This window comes from Lentzea alba (assembly GCF_011067745.1).
In the GTDB taxonomy this organism is placed as follows: domain Bacteria; phylum Actinomycetota; class Actinomycetes; order Mycobacteriales; family Pseudonocardiaceae; genus Lentzea; species Lentzea alba.
Window position 1 is genome coordinate 62,560 of sequence record NZ_JAAMPJ010000010.1, and the last position, 22,419, is coordinate 84,978.

The 22,419-nt window shown below is 67.6% G+C and carries 20 protein-coding genes; 8 read left to right on the forward strand and 12 right to left on the reverse strand.

What is annotated here, in order from left to right; all coding sequences use genetic code 11:
* Positions 1-15: 15 nt before the first annotated feature.
* Positions 16-948, forward strand: a complete 933-nt coding sequence (locus G7043_RS31520) for a glycoside hydrolase family 6 protein (RefSeq protein ID WP_207311998.1) — start codon at positions 16-18, stop codon at positions 946-948.
* Here G7043_RS31520 and G7043_RS31525 read toward each other — a convergent pair.
* Positions 942-1,763 (reverse strand): helix-turn-helix domain-containing protein, encoded by an 822-nt coding sequence (locus tag G7043_RS31525; protein ID WP_166051897.1) that lies wholly within the window; start codon positions 1,761-1,763, stop codon positions 942-944. The genes G7043_RS31520 and G7043_RS31525 overlap by 7 nt on opposite strands.
* A 131-nt stretch (positions 1,764-1,894) precedes the next feature.
* Between G7043_RS31525 and G7043_RS31530 the strand changes: the two genes are divergently transcribed.
* On the forward strand, positions 1,895-2,797 hold the full coding sequence (locus G7043_RS31530; RefSeq protein ID WP_166051899.1) for a lysyl endopeptidase: 903 nt from the start codon (positions 1,895-1,897) through the stop codon (positions 2,795-2,797).
* 64 nt (positions 2,798-2,861) lie between these two features.
* On the opposite strand, the gene G7043_RS31535 is transcribed toward G7043_RS31530, so the two are convergent.
* The 3 genes from G7043_RS31535 to G7043_RS31545 form a co-directional block, all read right to left on the reverse strand.
* Entirely contained in the window at positions 2,862-3,632 is a 771-nt protein-coding gene (locus tag G7043_RS31535) for an SAM-dependent methyltransferase (RefSeq protein ID WP_166051901.1), read from the reverse strand.
* 61 nt (positions 3,633-3,693) lie between these two features.
* Positions 3,694-4,095: an SsgA family sporulation/cell division regulator gene (locus G7043_RS31540; protein ID WP_166051903.1), complete on the reverse strand. Its 402-nt coding sequence runs from the start codon at positions 4,093-4,095 to the stop codon at positions 3,694-3,696.
* 428 nt (positions 4,096-4,523) lie between these two features.
* The gene (locus G7043_RS31545) at positions 4,524-5,465 is read right to left on the reverse strand and encodes a pirin family protein (RefSeq protein WP_166051905.1); all 942 of its coding nucleotides are present in this window, start codon (positions 5,463-5,465) and stop codon (positions 4,524-4,526) included.
* A 32-nt stretch (positions 5,466-5,497) separates the two neighbouring features.
* On the opposite strand from G7043_RS31545, the gene zapE reads away from it, so the two are divergent.
* Entirely contained in the window at positions 5,498-6,391 is an 894-nt protein-coding gene (gene zapE / locus G7043_RS31550; protein WP_166051907.1) for a cell division protein ZapE, read from the forward strand.
* Positions 6,392-6,451: 60 nt separating this feature from the next.
* A complete protein-coding gene (locus tag G7043_RS31555; RefSeq protein WP_166051909.1) occupies positions 6,452-7,231 on the forward strand; it encodes an ion transporter in 780 nt (259 codons plus the stop codon).
* On the opposite strand, the gene G7043_RS50050 is transcribed toward G7043_RS31555, so the two are convergent.
* Both G7043_RS50050 and G7043_RS31565 read right to left on the reverse strand, forming a co-directional pair.
* Positions 7,221-9,872 (reverse strand): right-handed parallel beta-helix repeat-containing protein, encoded by a 2,652-nt coding sequence (locus tag G7043_RS50050; protein WP_313888172.1) that lies wholly within the window; start codon positions 9,870-9,872, stop codon positions 7,221-7,223. The two genes, G7043_RS31555 and G7043_RS50050, sit on opposite strands and share 11 nt — an antisense overlap.
* A gap of 256 nt (positions 9,873-10,128) precedes the next feature.
* On the reverse strand, positions 10,129-10,338 hold the full coding sequence (locus G7043_RS31565; RefSeq protein WP_166051911.1) for a hypothetical protein: 210 nt from the start codon (positions 10,336-10,338) through the stop codon (positions 10,129-10,131).
* Positions 10,339-10,346: 8 nt separating this feature from the next.
* On the opposite strand from G7043_RS31565, the gene G7043_RS31570 reads away from it, so the two are divergent.
* A complete protein-coding gene (locus G7043_RS31570) occupies positions 10,347-11,201 on the forward strand; it encodes a geranyl diphosphate 2-C-methyltransferase (protein ID WP_166051913.1) in 855 nt (284 codons plus the stop codon).
* Positions 11,201-12,265, forward strand: coding sequence for a family 2 encapsulin nanocompartment cargo protein terpene cyclase (locus tag G7043_RS31575; RefSeq protein ID WP_166051915.1), 1,065 nt, complete (start codon positions 11,201-11,203; stop codon positions 12,263-12,265). Before G7043_RS31570 ends, G7043_RS31575 begins: the two co-directional genes overlap by 1 nt.
* Before the next feature lie 13 nt (positions 12,266-12,278).
* Here G7043_RS31575 and G7043_RS31580 read toward each other — a convergent pair whose 3' ends face one another.
* The 6 genes from G7043_RS31580 to G7043_RS31605 form a co-directional block, all read right to left on the reverse strand.
* Positions 12,279-14,573 carry an ATP-binding cassette domain-containing protein gene (locus tag G7043_RS31580; RefSeq protein ID WP_166051917.1) on the reverse strand — a complete coding sequence of 765 codons (2,295 nt, stop codon included), beginning with the start codon at positions 14,571-14,573 and terminating at the stop codon, positions 12,279-12,281.
* 94 nt (positions 14,574-14,667) lie between these two features.
* Positions 14,668-15,486 carry a carbohydrate ABC transporter permease gene (locus G7043_RS31585; RefSeq protein ID WP_166051919.1) on the reverse strand — a complete coding sequence of 273 codons (819 nt, stop codon included), beginning with the start codon at positions 15,484-15,486 and terminating at the stop codon, positions 14,668-14,670.
* On the reverse strand, positions 15,476-16,363 hold the full coding sequence (locus G7043_RS31590; RefSeq protein WP_313888173.1) for a carbohydrate ABC transporter permease: 888 nt from the start codon (positions 16,361-16,363) through the stop codon (positions 15,476-15,478). Before G7043_RS31590 ends, G7043_RS31585 begins: the two co-directional genes overlap by 11 nt.
* Positions 16,360-17,562 (reverse strand): ABC transporter substrate-binding protein, encoded by a 1,203-nt coding sequence (locus tag G7043_RS31595; protein ID WP_166051923.1) that lies wholly within the window; start codon positions 17,560-17,562, stop codon positions 16,360-16,362. The genes G7043_RS31590 and G7043_RS31595 overlap by 4 nt, the downstream gene beginning before the upstream one ends.
* Before the next feature lie 13 nt (positions 17,563-17,575).
* Positions 17,576-19,171: an FAD-dependent oxidoreductase gene (locus G7043_RS31600; RefSeq protein ID WP_166051925.1), complete on the reverse strand. Its 1,596-nt coding sequence runs from the start codon at positions 19,169-19,171 to the stop codon at positions 17,576-17,578.
* 29 nt (positions 19,172-19,200) lie between these two features.
* Complete coding sequence (locus G7043_RS31605) at positions 19,201-20,184, reverse strand: LacI family DNA-binding transcriptional regulator (protein ID WP_166051927.1); 984 nt, start codon at positions 20,182-20,184, stop codon at positions 19,201-19,203.
* A gap of 142 nt (positions 20,185-20,326) precedes the next feature.
* On the opposite strand from G7043_RS31605, the gene G7043_RS31610 reads away from it, so the two are divergent.
* Both G7043_RS31610 and G7043_RS31615 read left to right on the forward strand, forming a co-directional pair.
* Entirely contained in the window at positions 20,327-22,105 is a 1,779-nt protein-coding gene (locus G7043_RS31610; protein WP_166051930.1) for a hypothetical protein, read from the forward strand.
* 129 nt (positions 22,106-22,234) lie between these two features.
* Positions 22,235-22,411 (forward strand): hypothetical protein, encoded by a 177-nt coding sequence (locus G7043_RS31615; protein WP_166051932.1) that lies wholly within the window; start codon positions 22,235-22,237, stop codon positions 22,409-22,411.
* Positions 22,412-22,419: the final 8 nt, after the last annotated feature.

Here is a 22,419-nt window from a genome sequence, read left to right on the forward strand (position 1 = left end):
GCGAGTGTGTTGGTCATGATGAGAGCACTCGCGTTGGCCCTCCTGGCCGTGGTGGCGACGGCCCCTGCCGCGCACGCCGCCAGCCCGGTCAGCCTGACCGACGGCTTCTACGTCGACCCGGACTCCAACCCCGCCGTGTGGGTGCGAGACCACGCCGGCGACGGCCGTCAGGCCGCGATCAGGACGAACATCTCCACCAAGCCGATCGCCCGCTGGTTCGGCAACTGGAGCGGTGACATCAAGACCGCGGTCAGCGGTTACGTGAACAAGACCGGCACCAAGTTGCCCGTGCTGGTCGCGTACAACATCCCCAGCCGTGACGCGTGCGGCGGGCACTCCGGCGGTGGCGCCGGCACGCCCGAGGCGTACCGGACGTGGATCTCCTCCTTCGCTTCCGCCATCGGCACGCGCCCGGCCGTCGTCGTCATCGAGCCGGACTCGCTGGCGGACTTCAACTGCATGGACAGCGCCAAGATCGCCGAGCGCACCGCGATGATCAAGTACGCCACCGAGCAGTTCAAGGCCAAGGCGCCCAACACGTGGGCCTACCTCGACGCGGGCAACGCGCAGTGGGTGCCCGCGGGCACCATGGCGGCGCGCCTCGACAGCGCCGGCGTGCGCAACGTCCGCGGGTTCTCGATCAACGTGTCGAACTACCACACCACGGCCGCGTCGACTTCCTACGGCAACTCGGTCAGCGGTTCGCTGCCCGGCTACACCAAGCCGTACGTCATCGACACGAGCCGCAACGGCAACGGGCACAACGGGGAGTGGTGCAACCCCGGCGGGCGCAAGCTCGGCACGCCGGCCCGGACCGGTGGTGGCGCGGAGATGCTGCTGTGGGTGAAGGTGCCGGGTGACTCCGACGGACGGTGCGGCAAGGCGCCGAACGTGGACGCCGGCAAGTTCGACCCGCAGCTCGCCTACGACCTCGTGTTCGGCTACTGACGGCTCGTCAGGGCGTGGACCGGCGCGAGCTGGCTGGTGTACTCGGTCAGCTTGCGCCGCGTCCGTTCCTCGTCCAGGGCCACGGAGTCCAGCAGGTCGAAGAGCTTCTCGGCGCGGTCGACGGCGGCCTCGTCCTGGGCGAACACCTTGGCGTGACCGGACTCCGCGTAGACGATCGGGGTCGCCTTCTCGAACTCGAACAGCGTGCACTTCGACTGGAACGCCGCCGTGGTCGCCTCCAGCGGCACGATGCGCACGATGTTCGCGTGGGCCAGCAGCTTGGTGTGCTGTTCGTGCATGACCTGGACGCCGCCCAGCCGCATCCGCAGCGCGATCTCGTGCAGGTAGAACACGCACTCGGGACTCGCCGGGCGCCGCATGACCGCCTGGCGGTCGCAGTCCATCGCGCTGTCCTCGTGGGTCGCGGCCTGCAGCGCGCGGGCGTAGGCCGGGGTCTGCAGGAGGCTGTGGACCGCGACGATGTCGTAGGACGTGATCTTGGTGGCCGACGCCTCGGTCAACAGGAGCGTGCGGAGGTTGTCCGGCGTCTGCGCGAGGTAGGGGTCGAAAGCGTTGCGGTAGCGGCGGAAGAAGTCCTCGATGAAGTCGATGTCCTTGCCGCAGGCGGCGAGGTACTGCGCGAGGTCGATCTCGGTCGCCCGGATCTTGCCGTGCTCCATGTTCGAGACCTTGCTCGGATCCCAGCCGAGCTGGGTGGCCAGGCCGCGGCCCCGCAGACCGGTGAACCTCTGCCGCATCCGGCGCAGTTCGTCGCCCAGATCGCGGCTGTACGCGGTGGAATTGATGGTCGTCACGAGTACGACGCTATGGCTTGGAAAAACTCCATGACATAGGCGCGTTCGGGCTCGTTCGGGTGAAAACCGTGCGCTTGATCGGCTCGCTATGGTGGGGGAGAGGCCGCCGCCCGACGAAGGGACATGCGTTGATGAGGCGGCCCTGGATCCCCGCTCTTCTCGCAGCCGTGCTGGCGTTGACCGGCGTGGCAGCGCTCGACCCGACACCCGCCGCGGCACAGAGTTCGCCGCGGTCGGCGATCTACGGCGGTGGCCCGTTCTACGCGGACGGCCAAGCCGTGATGAACACCCTGCGCTCCTCCGGGTTCACCACCGTGATCCTCTGGAGCATCCACGTCCACCCCAACGGCGACCTGTACTACAACGACGTCCTGATCGTCTCGAACGGCCGGTACGTCGGCGACGCCGGCTGGCCCGCGCGGCTGCGCACGTTGAAACAAGCACCGACGTCGGTCAACCGGATCGAGGTGAGCATCGGCGCCTGGGCGGTGCCGGACTGGGAGAACATCGCCAAGCTGATCAGCGCGCAGGGCACCGGTTCTTCGAGCGTCCTGTACCGCAACTTCCAGGCGTTGAAGACGGCGACGGGAGCGGACGCGATCAACAACGACGACGAGTCGTTCTACCAGGTGGGCCCGACGGCGGCGTTCGCGCGCATGGCGGCCGGGCTGGGCTATGCGAGGTTCACGTTCGCGCCGTACACCAACCAGTCGTTCTGGGCGAGCCTCAAGAACAACCTCGGCGCGCTGGTCGACCGCGTGTACCTGCAGGGCTACGCGGGCGGCGCCGGCAACAACCCCGCCGCCTGGAGCCGCACGCTCGGCATGACCGTGGATCCGGGCCTGTGGAGCAAGCACGGTTCGGGCTGCTCGGCGGGTGACTCGCCCGCGACCGTCGAGAGCAAGATGCGGTCGTGGCGTTCCAGCGCTGGAATCACCGGCGGCTTCATGTGGCTGTACGACGACATGAAGAAGTGCTCGGCACAGGGGACCGCGGCGGCCTACGCGCGTGCGATCCGCAACGGCGTCAGCTAGACGAGCAACTCCACATCACTGACCCTTGGAATCACCCGTCTGGTCGAGGAGTCAAGGGTTTCCTTCAGGACACCTCGGTCGACGCCGGGGGAGGTGTGCGCCGCAGCAGGAGAACGACGAACCCGAGAAATCCGCGGTAGCCGCCCAGCCAGCTGGTGCGGTGGGCCGCTGACATCTGATGGGCGAGGCCGCTGGCGGGGTGTTCGGGATTGTCGAGAGCCCACTGGGCGAGGGTGCCGGTCCAGCACCATTGGTACTCGTCCCACTCCGCCATGGTGCTGATGTGTCCGTAGATCGGTGTCCATCCGTCGGCGACGACTTGGGCCACGGTGGTCGGGAGATCCGCGAACTTCTGCGGACCGTTCTCCATTTCCGCTCGGACGTCGGCGTCGGGCTCGCGCTCCCAGAAGCAGTCGCCGAGCAGGAACATCCCGTCTTCGGCGAGATGCTCTCGAGCGGCGTCCAACGTCTGGAGCAGCCCGCCGAACGCGTAGGCGGCTCCCACGCTGAGCACCAAGTCCGCTTTCCTGGTCGACCGGTACTCGGCGACGTCCTGGCGGCGCAGTTCGAGCCGATCTTCCAGACCGAGCCGGGCGGCCTCGCTGAGGACGTGGTCGAAGCCTTCACCCGAGATGTCGACTCCGACAGCCGTTACGCCGCCGTGCGCCTGCAGCGCGCGCAACAACCAGGTGCCATCGCCGCAGCCCAGATCGAGCAGGTGATCGTCCTGCCCGCGGATGGCCCGGTGGAGGAGGTGCTCCACTGTGCTGTCGCTCAGCGGAGCCGAGATCGGATGGTCTGCGTGCGCGAGAGCGCTGAGTTGGCGTCGATCCACCAGCCCTGTCTAGCAGAATCTGGATCTTGTGTCGCAGGATTCGGCGGTGGTGATCAACCGTCTAGTCGAGCAGCTTGCGCAGTTCGGCGTCGAAGTCGACGTAGTCGTTCTCGCAACCGGGGGCGACTACGTCGTAGGTCGAGTTCAGGAACTCCTGCAGCTCCGTCGACTGCACGTGGAACACCGCGCGCGAGATGTCGGACTGCAGCTCGAGCACCGCCGTCGTGGAGTTGTGCGGACGCAACCGCACGTCGCCGGCGCCGCTGGTCGTGAGCAGACCGTCGGCGAGCAGGTCGCGGCTGACCAGCCACACCGTCTCCTGGCGTCCCATCCGGAACGTCATGGTCACGGCGTGCGGGTCGTCGGCGCGGTACCCGAGCTCGACCTCGACCGGCATGGGGCGCCCGGAGGGGGCGATGAAGGCGAAGACGGACTCGGCGCCCACTCGTGTCACGTTCGTCATGCCCCCTTAGACGTGTGGCACCCCTCGTGGATGCCTCGCTCAGGAAAAGCGATCAGAACGTGATTTTCAATGGTCCCGAAGTATGACTTTTGACATGTGAGGATCTTGACCAGCTGAGACAGGTTCCGGCACCCGTGCTGACCTGCTGGTTGGTTCTCGTTGGATCCGGTCGTGTCCGGACCTCTTCGGACGTGTGACGGCCTGGTGACGGCCTGAAAGGCGGGCGAACCGAGCCCCTCGACCTTCATTCGGCGTAGAGGTCGAGGGGCTTTCCGTAGTCAATTCCGCACGGAAAGTGATTGCGGTGGCGGCGGTCTTGAAAGCGGGCATCAGCCGGGGAGTGGGTGCTGGCGGTCGGCTGGGCTGACGGCTCGGCGCGGTGGCGCTTGCTCATGATCGGCCGCATCCAGGGCGGCGTGTTGGAGCTGTTAGGCGGGGTTGCCGCGCGGACGCAGACGGCCACCGGGCAGCGGTGGCGCGGGCAGGCGGGCGCCGGCGTAGCCCTCGACGCGGCCGAACCTGTCGGTCTCGGCCTGCCACTCGTCTCGGTAGGCGGCGATGTCGTCGTGAGTGCGTCCGACGAAGTTCCACCACATGACGATCTCCTCGCCGAACGGCTCGCCGCCGAGCAGTACAACGCGTGCGCCGTCACGGGTTGAGAGCGTCAGCGTGGAACGGCCGGTGCCCACGTAGCCGAGTGCGCCGGGACCGAGGGCGGTCTCGCCCAGGGTCACGTCGCCGGTGTCGAGGAGGACTCCGTGCTCGAAGGAAGGGGCCACGTCGAGCGTCAGGGTCGCCCCTGCCGGCAGCGTGATCTCGGCGCCGAGCAGTGGGGTGAACGTGGTCACCGGAGAGGTCGAGCCGGCCAGGGAGCCGAGGAAGACGCGGACCGACGAGCCGTCGAGAACCACCGTCGGCGGGGCGTAGTGCTGGAAGTCGCGCGGGGCGTCGCGGTGGGCGTCGGGCAGGGCCAGCCAGAGTTGCACGCCGTGGAGCACCGAGGACGTTGTCGTGGACACCTCGGAGTGGCAGATGCCGCGGCCGCCGGTCATCAGGTTGAGTTCGCCGGGGCGGACGAAGGCGTGCACGCCGTGGCTGTCGCGGTGTTCGATCTCGCCGGTGAAGAGCCAGCTGACGGTTTGCAGGCCGGTGTGGGGATGCGGGGCCACGTCCATGCTGACGTCGTCGGGGCCGTAGTGGTCGCAGAAGCACCAGGCGCCGATCAGTGAGCGTTGCTTCTGGGGCAACGTGCGGCGCACCGACATGGCGCGCGGGCCGCCCAGTGGCACGTCGCGCGGTTCGAGGACCTCGACGGTGCCGGGGGTGGAGGTGCACGTCACTTCTGCGGGTTCGGCCTCGACATTGCTCACGGGGTGGATCGTAGGCTGGCGCGGGGGTAACAGTGGATCTTCGCGCACATGTGTCGAGCAGCGGGTACGAGCTCGACGACGCACAACTGGAAGTCATCGCGAGGCTGGAGGAACTCGGGAAGAGGCGCCGGGGTGTCTACCTGCACGGACCGGTGGGGCGGGGGAAGAGCTTCCTCGCTGACGCGTTTTTCAACGCCCTGCCCGTGAAGCGCAAACGGCGAGTGCACTTCCACTCCTTCTTCCAGGAGCTGCACGCCAGGATCTCCGAACGGCTGCACGAACCCGGCGCGGTCAGGAAGGCCGTCGACGAGCTGATCGGTCGAGCTCACGTGCTCGCGTTCGACGAGTTCCACCTGCACGACATCGGCGACGCGATGCTGATGACCAGGCTGCTGGAAGCGCTCGAGAAGCAGAAGGTGATGGTCGTCGCGACGTCCAACTACCCGCCGGACGGGTTGCTGCCGAACCCGCTGTACCACGAGCACTTCCTGCCGGGCATCGCACTGGTCAAGGAGCTCATGGACGTCGTGGAGCTCAAGGGCGGCGCCGACTACCGGTACCTGCACGGCCTGCCGAGGTCGCGGTTCGAGACCGGCGAGCTCCTCACCGAGGCCCCTCCTCCGGACACCACGGGCAGACAGGTCTGGTTCCACTTCGGCGACCTGTGTGAGAAGCCGACCTCGACGCGGGACTACCTGGCGCTCGCCGAGACCTACGACGACTGGGTGATCACGCACGTGCCGCGGCTGGAGACGTGTGATCGTGAGACCCAGCAGCGGTTCGCGAACGTGGTGGATGTGCTGGTGGACAAGGACGTCAGGCTGACCCTGGTGAGTGATCACCCGCTGGCCGAGATCGTCGGCGGGAGCGCGCTCGACCTCGCCCGCACCGCCAGCCGGTTGGAGCTGATCAACACGACCGGGTGATCAGCTCGGGGTCCGGTCGGCCGATAGAGCCCTTGTCCCCCCGGCAAGGAGTAGTCAGGCATGACGTTGCGCGCCCGCATCGGTGAGGTCGTCGAGAGCACGCGGTTCCAGTGGATGATCATCTGCGTGATCGTCGTCAACGCGATCACGCTGGGAGCCGAGACCTCACCGTCCCTCGTCGCGAACTACGGTGACCTGCTCAGCATGGTCGACCACCTGGCGCTCGCCGTCTTCGTCGGTGAGCTCGCGGCCCGGCTGTACGCGTTCGGCTGGCGGTTCTTCCGCGACCCGTGGAACGTCTTCGACTTCGTCATCGTCGCGGTGGCGCTGCTGCCGGCGGCCGGTCCGCTGTCGGTGCTGCGGTCGTTGCGGATCCTGCGGGCGCTGCGGCTCGTGGCGATGGTGCCGAGCATGCGCCGGGTGGTGACGGCGCTGGTGAAGTCGGTTCCCGGCCTGATCTCGCTGACCGGCCTGCTGATGTTGCTGCTCTACATCGGTGGTGTGATCGCGAGCAACCTGTTCGGCGACTCCGGCGACCCGCGGTTCGGCGACCTCGGCTCCACGTTGCTGACGCTGTTCCAGATCACCACCGGCGACGGCTGGTCGGACGTGATGCGCGACCTGATGGTGCACCAGCCGCTCGCTTGGATCTTCTTCCTCTGCTACCTGATGGTCGGCACCTTCACGATGCTCAACCTGTTCATCGCCGTCGTGTGCAGTGCGATGGAGTCGGACGTGCAGCACGTGCCCGCACCTCGGGCCGCGACGCACGACGACCTGCTGCTGCAGGAGGTTCGCGCGCTGCGGGACGAGGTGCGGGCGCTCAAAACTACGGCGTGACCGGGATGTTCGTCAGGCCCATCGTGGCACGGGTGACCGTGTTGGAGGAGTGCACGACGTTCGGCCTGGCCGCGCACTTCGAGGTCGACGTGATCTTGATGGCGTACTCGCCGACGCCGCCGAGATCGGACCTGTTGCCGCGCCACACGTTGCCGCAGCCGTTGAGGAACGACGGCGTGGTGCTCGGGTTGTGCGTCTCGTAGCCGTTCAGGAACGTGCCCGGCGTGGTGAAGGTGCCGGTGTTGTCCTCGATGCGGTAGCCGATGCCCTTGACGTCGATCCACGAGTCGGCGGAGTTCTGGCCGGAGATGCCGCGTCCGTCGAAGGTGTTGCCGGAGATCACGCCGTGGTGCGTGCCCTCCTTGACGTCGATCGGTTCCGCGGCGATGCCGGGGCCGATCCGGTTGCCCAGCACCTGGACGCGGTCGGAGCGGTCGACGCCGCCGGAGTTGCCGTGGCAGGCCCAGTTGGAGTTCGCCGAGCCGATGTAAACGCCCTCGCCGTAGCCCTTCTGCACCAGGCCCGCGTCCGTGATCGTGGAGTTCTTGATGACGCCGTCCGCGGACGACCGCCGGAAGTGCACGCCCTCCTCGTCGGTCTTGTTCACGCGCACGCCGTCGATCGTGACGTGGTGGGAGTTGTCGAGGATGATGCCCTTCTTGGACTCCGTGACGCTGAAACCCTTGAGGTTCCAGTACGGCGCGTTGAACAGCCACAGGCCGTAGCCCGAGTCCCAGCCCGCCGTCGGCACCGGGCAGGACGGCGCGTCACCGGACGGGCCGTCGTTGATCAGCACCGCGGTCGACGGACCGGTGAGCGTGATCGGCGCGCTCGCTGTGCCCGCTTTCGTCGTCACGAACGAGCCGCGGTAGGTGCCGGGCGCGAGAGTGATGGTCTCGCCGGGTTTCGCGTTGGTCAGCGCGGCTTTCAACTGTTCCGCGGTCGTCACGGTGCCCTCGGCGGGCGGAGGCTCCGATCCTGGCACGTTCTTGAGGAACAACGACTTCGCGGAGTCCGTTCTGGACACGTCCACGCCGTGGCCGCCGGTGTAGTCGCGCTGCTCGTTCTTCGCCCAGTCGGTGATCGCGGTGCCGTTGATGTCGAGGTGTTTGTAGGCGCTGCCGTTCCAGCCGAACTGGTAGACGCGCTGCCGGTCGTTGTAGAACGGCTCGTACGCGCCACCGGTGGACAGTTGCTTGGTCATCTCGTTGTTGAAGAAGACGTTGCGCGGCCCGGAAGCCCCCGACCACTTCACCGCCTTCTGGCCGGCGCCCCACCAGATCGGGAACCAGTTCGAGTCGTCCGGACCGCCACCGCCCTCCTCGCCGCAGTTCGCGCGGCAGTTGCCGGAGCGGTGTGCGTAGGAGACGCGAACGGTGTTGAGCTCGAACAGGTTGTTGCGCTCCCAGCCGCCGTGCAGGTTCAGGTCGGAGTCGAAGTCGTTGCCCACCACGACGTTGCCCGAGGCGGACCACTGGAAGGTGAAGTGCCGCAGGTTGCGCGAGGTGTTGCCGGCGTAGAGCGAGTCCCACACCCGCGAACCGCGGAAGTAACCGTTGCCGCCCTTGCCCTTGTTCCACGAACCGTCGAGGTGGTTGTCGACGATCTGCAGGTTCTTGGCCTCCTCGGTGACGATCGGGTGCGACCCGATCATCTCCGCGCGGATGCCCTTGACCCACGAGTTCGCCGCCCACTTGAAGACGATGCCGTGCATCTCGTCCGCGGGAGCCATGTTGCCGTAGTTGTTGACGGCCTCGGCGGGGTCGAGGTCCGGCATCGCCTGCGTGAAGCCGAAGTTCTCGAACCCGACGCCGAGGACCGGGTCCACCAGCGGCGACACCTTGGAGTCGTAGGTCGCCCCGGCTATGGCCGGTGAACCGTCCGAGGTGGAGTTGACCGGGACGTCGAACTCCAGCGGCTTGTCGAGCGTCACCGTCGTGCCGGAGACCGAGGCGACCGTGAAGATCTGCTGCCGCATGTGCATGTTCAGCAACGGGTACGGCGTGCCCGTCGCGAACTGCTGCTCGTAGAACTTGACCGAGTTGGCCGCCCGGACGTTGACGAGCATGCCCGCCTTGATGTTCGTGACGGACGCGACCTTGATGGCGCGGTCACCGGCCTTGGCGGCGGCGCTGACCTTCGCGCCCGCCTTCCAGTGCACGTTGATCGTGCCCTCGAAGATGTCCTTGCGGTTCTCCGGCGCTGAGGCGTAGTCACTGGCGTAGGCGGTGTGCACGCCGCGCGACTGGACCCGGAACAGGCCGCGGCCCGGCCACAGCCAGCCACCCTTGCCCTGCCCGAACGTCATGCCGTCCTCGTCCCAGTCGGAACCGTCCGGCGTGAGCGCGTCGTAGCGGGTGTTCGCATCGGGCGTGTAGACGACCTTCGTGGCGGTCGCGCCGGCACCCCTGATGATCAGGTGGTCGGCGTCGACGTGGACCTCCTTCGACACCTTCAGCTCACCGGCGGGCAGGGTGATGAGGCTGAGCTTCGAATAGCTCGCGCCGGGTGAACACTGCGTCCGGATCGAGTCGATGGCCGCCTGCAGACCGGCGGTGTCGTCGGCCGCGTCATTCGGGCGGACGTTGAACTGGGAGGCCAGTTCCGTTGCGGTGATCTGACAACTCTCGTTCGGGTTCACATCATTGTTTCCGGGCAGCACACCAGTTCCCCGATACCCCGCTTTCGACCAGTCGTAGAGGCCGGAAACAGGGGAACGTCGGTTGCCTGACGAGACATCTAGGCCTGTCAGTGCAGGTGCGGCCGTCGCCGTGGACACCGGAACGGCGAGTGAACCGAGTAAGAGCAAGGCGAGCAGGGATGTGGAGGTTCGCGTCATCGACAACCTCTTCGGGCAGGGCGGGGCTTTTTCTTTGTAGTCGATGGTTGCATTTGTGTCAAACATTCACGTTCTTGAAATAGGTAATGTTGAAATGGTTTTCAATGACTGAACTGCTTTCCATTCGGCCTGGAATGACCACTGTGAGACGCGGTTCCACACACCCATTCGTGGCCGAACCAACCCTGAACGGCGGATCGCCGCCTGCTCCGAAGGCTGCAAAGGTCGATTGCTGTTCGGCAGCGAGCGTTCCAACGAACAGGAGCACCACTGGTCATGGCGAGCCCCACTGTGAAGCCGGTCCTGCGCACCGACTACCAGCGTTCCGTGGCTGACTACTGGAACAAGGAGAAGGACCCGGTCAACATCAAGCTCGGCGAGGTCGACGGCCTCTACCACCACCACTACGGGCTCGGCGCGTACGACCCGGCCGTGCTGGAGGCTCCCGCCGAGGTCCGCGACCAGGCGATCATCGCCGAGATGCACCGGCTCGAGACCGCGCAGGCCGAGGTGCTGCTCGACGCGTTCGGCGACCTTCGCCCCGGCGCCCACCTGATGGACGGCGGCTCCGGTCGCGGTGGCACGAGCTTCATGGCCAACGCCCGCTTCGGCGCCAGGATCGACGGTGTCAGCATCTCCGAACAGCAGGTGGCGTTCGCCAACGACCAGGCCGTCGAACGCGATGTCGCCGACAAGGTCCGGTTCCACTTCAAGAACATGCTCGACACCGGGTTCGAGACCGGCTCGTTCGACGGCATCTGGACCAACGAGACCACGATGTACGTGGACCTCCAGCAGCTCTACGGCGAGTTCGCGCGGCTCATCGCGCCCGGCGGCCGGTACGTCTGCATCACCGGTTGCTACAACGACCTGACGGGCGGCCGCTCCCGCGCGGTCAGCCAGATCGACCAGCACTACATCTGCAACATCCACCCGCGCAGCGAGTACTTCAAGGCGTTGGCGGACAACGGTTTCGTGCCGATCAGCGTCGTCGACCTGACGCCGGAGACCATTCCGTACTGGGAGCTGCGCGCCAAGTCGTCGGTGGCGACCGGGGTCGAGGACCCGTTCCTCACCGCCTACAAGGAGGGCAGCTTCCACTACCTGCTGATCGTCGCGGACCGGATCTGATGAAAGATCTCCTCACCGGGCCGTCCGGGCTGGGCACTTCAGCTGCCCGGCTCGGGCGGCCCGAGGCCGCCCCTCTGCCGGTGGAACCGGGCTACGCGGAACGACCGTGGGGCGACGGCACGGCGCCACCGATGTACGTCCCCGTGGTCGAGCGCGAGGACGCCCTGCTGGCCGCCGCCGTCGACGAGCGCCTGATCGCGTGGGCGGGAGACTGCGGGTTCGAGGAGCCGGAACGGTTCCTGGGCGGCATGTTCGGCCGCCTCGCGGTGCTGACCCACGTCGACACCGACGACGTCGACCAGCTGCTGATCGCGGCGAAGCTGAACGCGGCGTGGTGGGCGGCCGACGATCTGTACGCCGACAGCACCGAGATGGGCGCCGTCCCGGCCGAGCTCCCGCCGCGGCTGGCGCTGGCGATGGCCGCGATGGACCCGGTCGCGCCCGCGGCCGAGTTCACCGAAGAACTGGAGGAGACCCTCGCGGCCGATCCGGTGCTCGTGGGGCTTCGGTCCGGCATCGCGCACCTGACGTCCCGCAGCACGGCGACGGTGGTGCAACGGGTCTGCTACTCGACGTTCGCGATGTTCGTGTCGTGGAGCGCCTACGCGGCCTGGCGGCACACCGGCAACTACCCGCCCGCGTGGCAGTACCTCGCCACTCGCCAGCACGACACCTTCTACACGTCGATGACGCTCATCGACGCCGTCGGCGGATACGAGTTGCCGGCGCCGTTGTACTACGACCCGCGCGTGCGGCAGCTGCTGACCGCGGCGGGCACGGCGTCGGTGATCGTGAACGACCTGGTGTCGGTGGAGAAGGACGCCGCCGACGAGAAACCGGTGTGCAACATGGTGCTGCAGATCGCGGCGGACCGCGGCTGCTCGATCGCCGAGGCGACCGCGCGGACCGTCGAGCTGCACAACCAGGTGGTGCGCGACTTCGAGGCAGGCCACAAGGCGTTGCTGGCCGTGCCCTCGGTGGAGCTGCACCGGTTCCTGAAAGGAACGAAAGCCTGGATGGGTGGTGGCTTCGAATGGCACACCACCCATCCGCGCTACAAGTGATCAGTCCCGGAAGTCAGTCCTTGACGTAGGTCCGCAGGTGCCGGGCGGTCAGCGTGTCGCCCGACGCGATCAGGTCGTGCGGCGTGCCGGTGAACACCACCTTGCCGCCGTCGTGCCCGGCACCGGGACCCATGTCGATGATCCAGTCGGCGTGCGCCATCACGGCCTGGTGGTGCTCGATGACGACGACGGTGTTCCCGTTGTCCACCAGGCGGTCCAGCAGTCCGAGCAGCTGGTCGACGTCCGCGAGGTGCAGGCCCGTGGTCGGTTCGTCCAGCACGTAGACCGAGCCCTTGTCGGTCATGTTGATCGCGAGCTTGAGCCGCTGGCGCTCACCGCCGGAGAGCGTGTTGAGCGGCTGCCCGAGGCCGAGGTAGCCGAGGCCGACGTCGACGAGCCGGCCCAGAATCGCCTTGGTGGGGCCGTCGGAGAAGAACTCGGCGGCTTCGGCGATGGGCATCGCCAGCACTTCGGCGATGTTCTTGCCCTGCAGCTTGTACCCCAGCACCTTCGGCGTGTACCGCTTGCCGTCGCACTCCTCGCAGACCGTCGCGACACCGGCCATCATGGCGAGATCGGTGTAGATCAGGCCGATGCCCTTGCAGTTCGGGCACGCGCCGTCGGAGTTCGCGCTGAACAGCGAGTCCTTGACGTTGTTGGCCTTGGCGAACGCCTTGCGGATCGAGTCCAGCATCCCGGTGTAGGTGGCGGGGTTCGAGCGCTTGGAACCGCGGATGGGGGACTGGTCGACCTTGACCACGTCGGCCCGCGACCCGAGCGAGCCGTGGATCAGCGACGACTTGCCGGACCCCGCGACGCCCGTGACGACGGTGAGCACCCCGAGCGGCACGTCCACGCTGACGTTCTTGAGGTTGTGCAGCTTGGCGCCCTTGACGCTGATCTTGCCCTTCGGCGTGCGCACCTGGTCGCGCAGGCCGACCTTGTGGTCGAGGTGGTCGCCGGTGAGCGTGCCGGACCTGCGCAGCCCGGCGAGGTCACCGGTGTAGCAGAGCTCACCGCCGTTGACGCCCGCGCCGGGGCCGAGGTCGACGACGTGGTCGGCGATCGCGATGGCCTCGGGCTTGTGCTCGACGACGAGCACGGTGTTCCCCTTGTCCCGCAACATGAGCAGCAGGTTGTTCATCCGCTCGACGTCGTGCGGGTGCAGCCCGGTGGTCGGCTCGTCGAACACGTAGGTGACGTCGGAGAGCGCGGAACCCAGGTGCCGCACCATCTTCACCCGCTGCGCCTCACCGCCGGACAACGTGCCGGACTCGCGGTCCAGGCTGAGGTAGCCCAGGCCGATCTCCACGAGCGAGTCGAGCGTGCCCAGCAGGTTCGACAGCAGCGGCGCGACCTCGGCGTTGGTCACCTTGCGCAGGAACTCGGCCAGGTCGCTGATCTGCATCGCGGACAGCTCGGCGATGTTCTTGCCCTTGATCTTGCAGCCGAGCGCGGCCTGGTTCAGCCTGGTGCCGTTGCAGGCGTTGCACGTCGTGAACGTCATCGCGCGGTCCATCCACGCCCGCACGTGCGGCTGCACGGTGTCGCGTTCCTTGCCCGCGTAGATCCGGTTGAACTTGACCAGCAGACCCTCGTACTTGAAGTTGAACTTGTCCCGTTTGAGCATCTCCGCCGGGGCGTGCAGGAAGAGCTCCCACTCCTTCTTGGTGAAGTTCTTGAGCTTCTTGTCCATGTCGAAGAACTCCGACATGTTGTAGGTCTGCCAGTACTGCGACCGCGGGTGGAAGTTCGGGATCGTGATGGCGCCCTCGTTGAGCGACTTCTCCACGTCGTACATCTCGTTCATGTCCAGGCCGCGGGCGCTGCCGATGCCTTCACACTCCGGGCACATGCCCTCGGTGGAGTTGAAGCTGAACGCGACGGACGTGCCGATGTGCGGCTTGCCGAGGCGGCTGAACACGATGCGCAGCATGGTGTGCGCGTCGGTCGCGGTGCCGACGGTGGACCGCGAGTTCGCGCCCATCCGTTCCTGGTCGACGATGATGGCGGCGCTGAGGTTGCGCAGCTCGTCGACGTCCGGCCGGCCCAGGTTCGGCATCATGGCCTGCAGGAACGCGGTGTAGGTCTCGTTGATGAGCCGCTGCGACTCGGCGGCGATGGTGCCGAACACGAGTGACGACTTCCCGGAACCGGACACACCGGTGAACACGGTGAGGCGGCGCTTGGGGATGTCCAGCGAGACGTTTCGCAGGTTGTTCTCCCGCGCCCCGCGCACCTCGATCACGTCGTGGCTGTCGGCGGCGGACTTGTCAGATCCTGGTGCTGGCTTGCGATCACGGCCCATGGCACGAGCGTCCCGCGCGCCGGTCGAACGACGCTCGAGCCGGGATGGGGCGGCGGGCCACCGCGGTTCGGGGTCTGCCACCCCATCCCGTCGATCACCCCTTCACACCCGTGTGCGCGAGGCCCTCGATGAACTGCCGTTGGGCCAGCACGAACACCACCAGGATCGGCACCGCGGTCATGGTCGCCGCGGCCAGCTGCACGTTCCACATAGGACCGCCGTAGATGTCGACGAACTGGGTGAGCGCCTGCGGCAGCGTGAACATGTCCGGTGTGGACAGGTACACGATCGGTTCCAGGTAGAGGTTCCACGAGTGCAGGAACGTGAAGATCGCGACCGCGCCCAGAGCGGGCCGCGCCAACGGCAGCGCCACCTGCCAGAAGATCCCCGCGCGCCCCAGACCGTCCATCCGCGCGGCCTCCTCCAGCTCGGCGGGCAGGGCGATGAAGAACTGGCGCATGATGAAGATCGCCAGCACGCACGGCGCCCCGAAGACCGGCACGATGATCAACGGCCAGTGCGTGTTCGTGAGCCCGAGAGACTGGAAGAGCTGGAACAACGGCACGATCGTCACTTCGCTCGGGATGAGCAGGCCGGTCAGCACCACGACGAACAGCACGTTCTGGCCGGGGAACCTGATGCGTGCGAACGCGTAGCCGGCCAACGCCGCGACCGCCATCGTGCCGACCGTGACGATCACCGCGATGTAGAGGCTGTTCCAGTACTGCTGCCCGAACGGCTGCATGCGGAACACCTGCTCGTACGTGGAGAACGTCCACTCCGACGGCAGCAGCGACTCGGAGAAGATCTCGCTGATCGGCTTCATCGACGAGGTGACCATCCACCACGTCGGGAACACGAACGGCACGCACAACAGGCACAGCAGTCCGTAGAGCGCGACCTTACGATTCATGCAGCACCCACTTCCGGCGCATCCGCCACTGCACGAGGGTCAGCGCGGCGACGATGACGAACAGCAGCACCGAGATCGTCGCGCCGTAGCCGAAGTGGTGGAACTGGAAAGCCTGCTGGTACAGGTAGTAGATCAACACGGTCGTGGACGTGCCCGGACCGCCCTGGGTGAGCACCGCGATCTGCGCGAACACCTGCAGCGAGCCGACGATCGTGATGATCGACGTGAGCAGGATCGTCGGGCTGATCAACGGGATCGTGATGCGGCGGAACCGGGTCCACGCGCCGGCCCCGTCGATCTTGGCCGCCTCGTACAGCGGTGCCGGCACGCCCTGCAGAGCCGCGAGGAACAGCACCATGTTCAGGCCGACGTTCTTGATCACCTGCACGACGATCACCGAGATCATCGCGGTGGACTCGCCGCGCAACCAGTTCGGGCCGTCGATGCCGAAGAACCCGAGCAGGCCGTTCACGCTGCCCTCCGGCTGCAACATGAGCTGCCAGACCAGCGTCCACGCCACCAGCGACACCAGCACGGGGGAGAAGAACAGCGTGCGGAACAGCGTGGTACCGCGCAGTTTCTGGTTGAGCAGCACCGCGAGCAACAGAGCCAGCGACAGGTTCAGCACCACCAGGCCGACGGCGAACCAGGCGGTGGCGACCAACGCCGAGCGCAGCTTCTCGTCGTTCAGGAGCTGCTGGTAGTTCTCGGCGCCGATGAACTCGAACGTGCCGCCGAGCACGTTCCACTCGTTCAGGCTGTACCAGCCGACCAGGACCAGCGGGATCAGCACGAACGCGAGGCTGCCGAGCAGGGCGGGCGCGACGAACAGGTACCCGACCAGGTTGTCGCGCCTGCGATACGTCCAGAACGTCACTTGCGCTCCAGCAACGGCTTGATCTTCGCGCACACGTCGTCGAGCACGGCGTTCACGTCCGCGTCCGGCTTCCACAACGGGTCCAGCGCCGCGCGGATGGTCTGGTTGAGCTCCTCCTGACCCTGGTGGCTGGGCTTCACCACGCCCTTGCTGATGCCCTCGACCACGACCGACTGCAGCTGCTCCGGCCTGATCAGCGGGTTGCTCTTGGCCAGCGTCTGGGCGTTGAGCAGCGACGACCGCACCGACGGGAAGAACTGCGCGAGCTTCGCGGAGTTGGCCTCGTTGGTGAAGAACCCGAGGAAGTCCGCGGCGGCCTCGGCGTTCTTGGACCGCTTCAGCACGCCGACACCGGCCTGCCCGATCACCGCGTAGTCACCCTTGGGGCCGGACGGCAGCGGCACGAGCGTCCAGGTGAACTTGGCGTCCTTCAACGCACCCGCCCGCGAGATCTGGCTGACGGCCATCGCGGCGTTGCCCGCGAAGAAGTCCACGGTCGTGCCGGGGCCCGGGATCGCCTTGTCGGTGAAGATCGCCTTGTGGAGGAACGACATCGCGTCCTTCATCTCAGCGCTCGCGAACCCGCACGACCGGCCGTCCTCGCTCCACGCGTTGGCGTCCCAGCCACGCCAGATCGCGGAGAGCACCGCCCAGTTCTGGTATTTGAAGTCCGGCAGCACCAGGCCCTTGCCGGACGCGGCCGCGGCGGCCATCGCCTGCTCCCAGGTCCACTTCGCCGGCACGTCCTTCACCAGGCTGGTGTTGACGAAGAGCCCGAACGGCGAGGTGGAGAACGGGTACGCGTAGAGCTCGCCGTCCTTCTCCCACAGCTTCGTGGCCGACGGCACCAGTTCGTCCGCCTTCTCGACCTTGCTCCTGATCGGGGCGAGCGCGCCGGAGGAGACGAAGTCCGGTGCGGACTCCTCCAGGATCCAGGCCAGGTCCGGCGCGTTGCCGCCGGCGATCTGGGTGGTGAGCGTGGTCGTGTAGCCGTCCGCGGGGATCGAGTCGAACTTGATCTCGGTGACGTCCGGGTGCACTGCCTTGTACTCGGCCGCGATCTCGTTGAGCAGCTTGAGATGCGCATCGTTGGCGGTCCACACGGTCATGCGCAGGGTTTTCGGTCCGGACGCGGCTGATCCGCTGCACGCGGTGAGGGCCAGCAGCGCAGTGACGATCAACGCCAGAAGTCTCGACATCGTTGTCCTCCTTCTAGTAACCGGACACGTCCGGCCAGCGGAGCTCGACCCCGTCGCGGTCCAGCCGGTGCTGGAAGTCCGCGAGCAGGCCGGGGGTGTTGCGCACCTCGTGAGGGGTGACTCGGTGCGCCAGGCAGAAGTCCGCGAGCGCGCCCGCGACCTCGCCGACGTTCCACTCGACCGGGTGCAGCCGGTGGGAACCGTTGGTGATGTGGGTGGTGCCGATGTTCTTGCCGGCGGGCAGGAGGTTCTCGACGCGCTGGGGGATGAGCGCGCCGAGCGGGATCTCGAACGGGCAGCTCGCGACGTCGAGGTAGTTGTCGCCGCCGGTCGAGGGGTGCAGGTCGATGCGGTACATGCCGACACCCACGGCGTCGGCGTGCTGCACCGCGCCCTTGTCGCCGCGGACGGCGAGCGAGAGGTCCTGCTCGACGATCGTGTACTCGGCCTTGATCCGCCGCGACTCGCGGATGTACGGCGCCTGGGCCAGGCCGTCTTCGGAGCCCGTGACGTCGCCGCGCAGGCGCAGACCGGGGAAGCCGGTGCCGCCGTCCGCACGCGGGGCCTCGGTCTGCAGCCAGTACAGCACCGACCGGGAGAGCTCCCGTGCCGCGGCGATGTGCACGTCCGCGTCCGGGACGTCGATCACCGGCGACTCGAAGTAGTCGATCATCGGCCAGTTCACCAGGCAGATGTCGCTGTCGTAGGCGCCGTCGACGAAGTTGCGCCGCGCGGCAATGCGCCGGAACGTCCACAGGTTGCTGTCGCCCGCGCTGAGCCGCTGGTCGGACAGCACGGTCAGCGGGTCGTCGTCCGGGTTCGGGGTGAAGGTGCGCTCGGCGGTGTCGAGCGTGCGCGGGTCGGGGGAGCGGAACGACAGCATGCGGTCGCCCCAGTACTCGGGCTGGTAGTTCCGCCAGAAGTCGTAGCGCGCGGGCCTGTCGACGGTGTGGTCGCCGTCGACGTGGTCGATCGCGAAGCACACCGACATCGCCTGCATGTTGGCCGGTTGCGCGGTTTCCGGTGCGCTGGGCTCGCCGGTGTCCAGAGTGGACTCGAAGCCCGTGACGTACTCGGTGCCGGACAACGGAAGCAGCTCGCCGGTCTCGGTCGCGTCGAGGACGTACGGCGCGGACAGCTCGATCTCGGCACCGCGGTGCTCCACGGTGACCGAGACGATCCGGTCGCCGTCGGTGCGCGCTCCGACAGGTCGGCACGGTTGCAGCACGGTGAGTTTGCCGCTGCCCCGGTACGGCGCCAGCATCTCGTCGATCACCGCCACGGCCACTCGCGGCTCGTGGCAGAGCCTGCTCACGTTGCCCGCGCCGGGGTTCAGCTCGCGCCACGCCCGTGCCCGCGAGGTCAGCGGATAGTGGCGGCGGTAGTAGTCGCGGATCCCGTCGCGCAACGCCCGGTAGCTCGCGGTGACGCCGAAGCGTTCGACCCAGCTGTGCTCGTCGGGCGGCACGGCCTGGCTGGTCAGCTGACCGCCGAGCCACTCGAACTCCTCGGTCAGCACGACCCGGCGACCGGCGCGCAGCAGGGCCAGCGCGGCGGCGACCCCGCCGAGCCCGCCGCCGACGACCACAACGTCCGCGTTGTCCAGCAAAGCATTCCTCCTGATCAACCCTTGCCTGATTAACCCAGCGTCGTGCCCGCGACGAACTCGCAGGGCAGCAGTTCCTGTGGCGTGGCGGCCTTCTCCAGCACCTCGGTCAGCGCCTGCACCGCCCGGCGTCCCATTTCGCGCCGCGGGATGGTGAACCCGGTCAGGCCGATCTCCTCGGGAGCGGGCCGGGTCGCCGCTCCCAGCGTCATCACCGACAGATCGCCGGGGACCGACAGGCCGCGGTCGCGGGCGGCGAGAACGAGTGCGGCACCGTCGGAGACCTCCTCGGCGAGCACGGCCGTGAAACCCGCCAGCTGATCGAGGCTCGCGAACGGCACGTGCGTGCCCTCGACGCCATGTGCGGCAACGGCTTCCCGGAACCCGCGCAGCCGGTCGGCCGACGACTCCGCGCCCTTGCCGGCGCCGACGTAAGCGAACTTGCGGTGGCCGAAGGCAACCGCGCGGTCCACCAGATCTCGCACCGCGGCGCGGTAGTCGGCGCCGACGTGCGGCACGGGACCGCCCGCGTCGTCCCGCCGTCCGATCGAGACGAATGGGATGCCCTCGGTCAGCAGTTGCGCGAGGTCGTCGCGGTCGAGCGAACGACCGAGCAGCACGCACCCGTCGGCCAGCCGGATCCTGCTGTCGTCGCTGAAGATCCGCCGCCTGCCGCCCGCCGCCTTGGCGCTGGTGAACAGCAGCAGGTCACAGCCGATCTCCTCGGCCTGCTCCTCGATGCCCTCGAGGAACGGCTGGTAGAAGTCCGCGCGGGTGCTCGGGAACACCGCCTCGTAGGTGAACACGCCGAGGATGCGGTTGCGGTGGTCGTGCAGCCGGCGCGCGATCGGGTTCGCGACGTACCCGGTCCGGCGGATCACCTCCAGCACCCGCGCCCGCGTCTCCGGCGCGATGCGGACGCTCGCGTCCTGCCGGTTGTTGAGCACCAGCGACACCGTGGCCTGGCTGACGCCTGCCATCCGGGCGATGTCCTGCTGGGTGAGCCTCTTGGCCATGAGCACCTGCCAATTCGAATTGGCAGGGAGTTTGCGGCAGCGTCCGGCCAGCCGTCAAGCCTGTAATAATTCGAATTAGCATCTTGACGGGTGGCGGCCGGGCGGGCGAGGGTGCCGAGAGTCTCCCCCAGGAGGTAGGCCCGTGAACGCATTCAGTCGTCGCAGCCTGATCACCGGTGCCACCGCGATCGGACTGCTCGCCACCCTGCCGGCGTCGGCACGTGCCCTGCCGGCACCCCCGCCCGTGACCCCGAACCGGCGTTCGTTCGCACCGGACGAACAGCGGTTCGCGCAGTACCTGATGCTGGTCTCGCCGATGGTCGCCGACATGAACTCGAGCGGCTTCTTCGGCGGTGGCTGGTGGCGCAGCCCCAACGCCCCGTACAACGCCCGCGTCCAGGAACACGTCTACACGCTGGCGTGGTTCGCCACGCAGGCCCGCTCGTGGAACCCGTATCGCGGCAACGCGCAGGTGCTCGCCGCGCTCGACGCCGGGCTCGGCCACTACCTCGGGCTGCAGCACGCCGACGGTTCGTGGCCCGAGTACTCCAGAGATCAGCACTCGCTGGCGGCGACCGGGTTCGCCCTGGGGTACCTGAGCAAGACCAACGCGCTGCTGCGCCGGTCGAACGTGCTGCCGCAGCGCCAGGCCCAGATCACGGCCTCGCTGCGCCGCGCGATGACGTGGTTCCTGAACGGGTCGAACGGTGGCGTCTGGCAGAGGCCGCTCACCTGGGCCAACCAGACCACCGCGGGTCTCGCCGGGTCCGCGCTCGCGTTGAGGCAGGACCCGGACGCGGGGCTGCGGCAGCGGCTGACCGAGGCGTTCGCGCGGCTGGCCGCGACCGGGCAGAGTCCGGCAGGGTTCTTCTACGAGGAGTCCGGCGCGGACACCAACTACAACTTCGAGGTCATGCTGCCTGAGCTCGCGGACGCGTGGCGCCAGTCGGAGGACCCGAACCTCGTCGCCATGACCCGGAAGTACACGGACTGGTTCGGTTACAACCTGCTGCGCGAACCGGACGGGTCCGGCTGGTTCACCAACGTCGCCCCGAACTCGCGCACGTCGTCCAGGTTCTACGCCGACGTCCGGCCAGATCCCGAACGGACCGCGCTCAACAACCAGTTCGTGCCGGTGGTGCCCGACCTGGCGGCGTTCGTGGCCGGCCGGGAGGACCTGGCCGCGGCGAGGTCGGCGTGGGCGGCGAACCCGGCGCCGGTGCCGGCGTTGGTCAAGCCCGACACCTCGCCGCGCATCCTGGCGCACGCGATCTACGGCGAGCGGTACCCGAGCCGTGCCGAACGGACGGCGGCGATCGCGCGCCTGCCCTACCAGCGGGCGAGTTTTGTCGAGCGGCGCAGCGATCAGGGGCAGGACTTCCTGTTCGTGCGGCGGCCGCGGTTCTACCTCGGCGGCTACTTCGGCACCCGCCGGGCGACCTCGCTGGCGCGCACCGGCCTGACGTTCCTGTGGCACCCGGTGGCGGGCACACTCGTGCAGTCCATCAACAACAACAATCATGCGTGCTGGGCGACGGTGTTTCCGGGGCAGGTGCCGGATTCGGACGGGGCGCAGCAGGCCGAGTTCCTCGGTGGTGAGCCGTACCGGTTCCGCTACCGGACGCCGTCGGGTTCGGTCGTGACCGAGGTGACGGTGGGGGACCGGATCACGCGATCGGTGCGCGCCGGTTCGGCCGCGACCGAGCAGATTCCGTTGGTGGTACGGGATTCCGACACCACCGTGCTCGACTCGCGCGGGCTCACGCTGACCCGCGGGCGGGTGGTCATCCGGTTCGACTGGGCCCAGTCGCTCGATCCCGCGCTGCGGCCGGCGTCGACGATCACCTATCCAGGCCGTCGCATGTTCATCCTCACCGTGCCGCACAACGGCACGTTCACCCTCGCGATCTCAGCGCGTTAGTCCATTGTGGACAAATGGTTCACTCTTATGTCGCAACGACTCAGCGCATGTTCGCGCTGATCACGGGGTATTCGGTGATCCCAAACCCCGCTGGCCCCGGCCGGCTGCACCCGTGAGGGAGTGGTTGTGATGGCACACCTGCGTCGTCTTGTCGATGTTCGCACCGGTGACGAGTTCGATCAGCCGGTTCCTTTCGGCCTGGTGTATCCGGTGTGCACCGCGGACGGTTCCGCGCCACCGAGTCAGCGCGGCCGGACCTGGGAGCACCTCGTGGCGAGCGACCGCGAGCTCAGGCAGGTGTCCTGATCCGTGTG

Excerpts from the sequence above, each read along its gene's own strand:
- G7043_RS31520 (WP_207311998.1), top strand. The coding sequence starts at position 16 with ATGATGAGAGCACTCGCGTTGGCCCTCCTGGCCGTGGTGGCGACGGCC.
- G7043_RS31530 (WP_166051899.1), top strand. The coding sequence starts at position 1,895 with ATGAGGCGGCCCTGGATCCCCGCTCTTCTCGCAGCCGTGCTGGCGTTG.
- G7043_RS31540 (WP_166051903.1), bottom strand. The coding sequence starts at position 4,095 with ATGACGAACGTGACACGAGTGGGCGCCGAGTCCGTCTTCGCCTTCATC.
- G7043_RS31555 (WP_166051909.1), top strand. The coding sequence starts at position 6,452 with ATGACGTTGCGCGCCCGCATCGGTGAGGTCGTCGAGAGCACGCGGTTC.
- G7043_RS31570 (WP_166051913.1), top strand. The coding sequence starts at position 10,347 with ATGGCGAGCCCCACTGTGAAGCCGGTCCTGCGCACCGACTACCAGCGT.
- G7043_RS31575 (WP_166051915.1), top strand. The coding sequence starts at position 11,201 with ATGAAAGATCTCCTCACCGGGCCGTCCGGGCTGGGCACTTCAGCTGCC.
- G7043_RS31580 (WP_166051917.1), bottom strand. The coding sequence starts at position 14,573 with ATGGGCCGTGATCGCAAGCCAGCACCAGGATCTGACAAGTCCGCCGCC.
- G7043_RS31585 (WP_166051919.1), bottom strand. The coding sequence starts at position 15,486 with ATGAATCGTAAGGTCGCGCTCTACGGACTGCTGTGCCTGTTGTGCGTG.
- G7043_RS31595 (WP_166051923.1), bottom strand. The coding sequence starts at position 17,562 with ATGTCGAGACTTCTGGCGTTGATCGTCACTGCGCTGCTGGCCCTCACC.
- G7043_RS31605 (WP_166051927.1), bottom strand. The coding sequence starts at position 20,184 with ATGGCCAAGAGGCTCACCCAGCAGGACATCGCCCGGATGGCAGGCGTC.
- G7043_RS31615 (WP_166051932.1), top strand. The coding sequence starts at position 22,235 with ATGGCACACCTGCGTCGTCTTGTCGATGTTCGCACCGGTGACGAGTTC.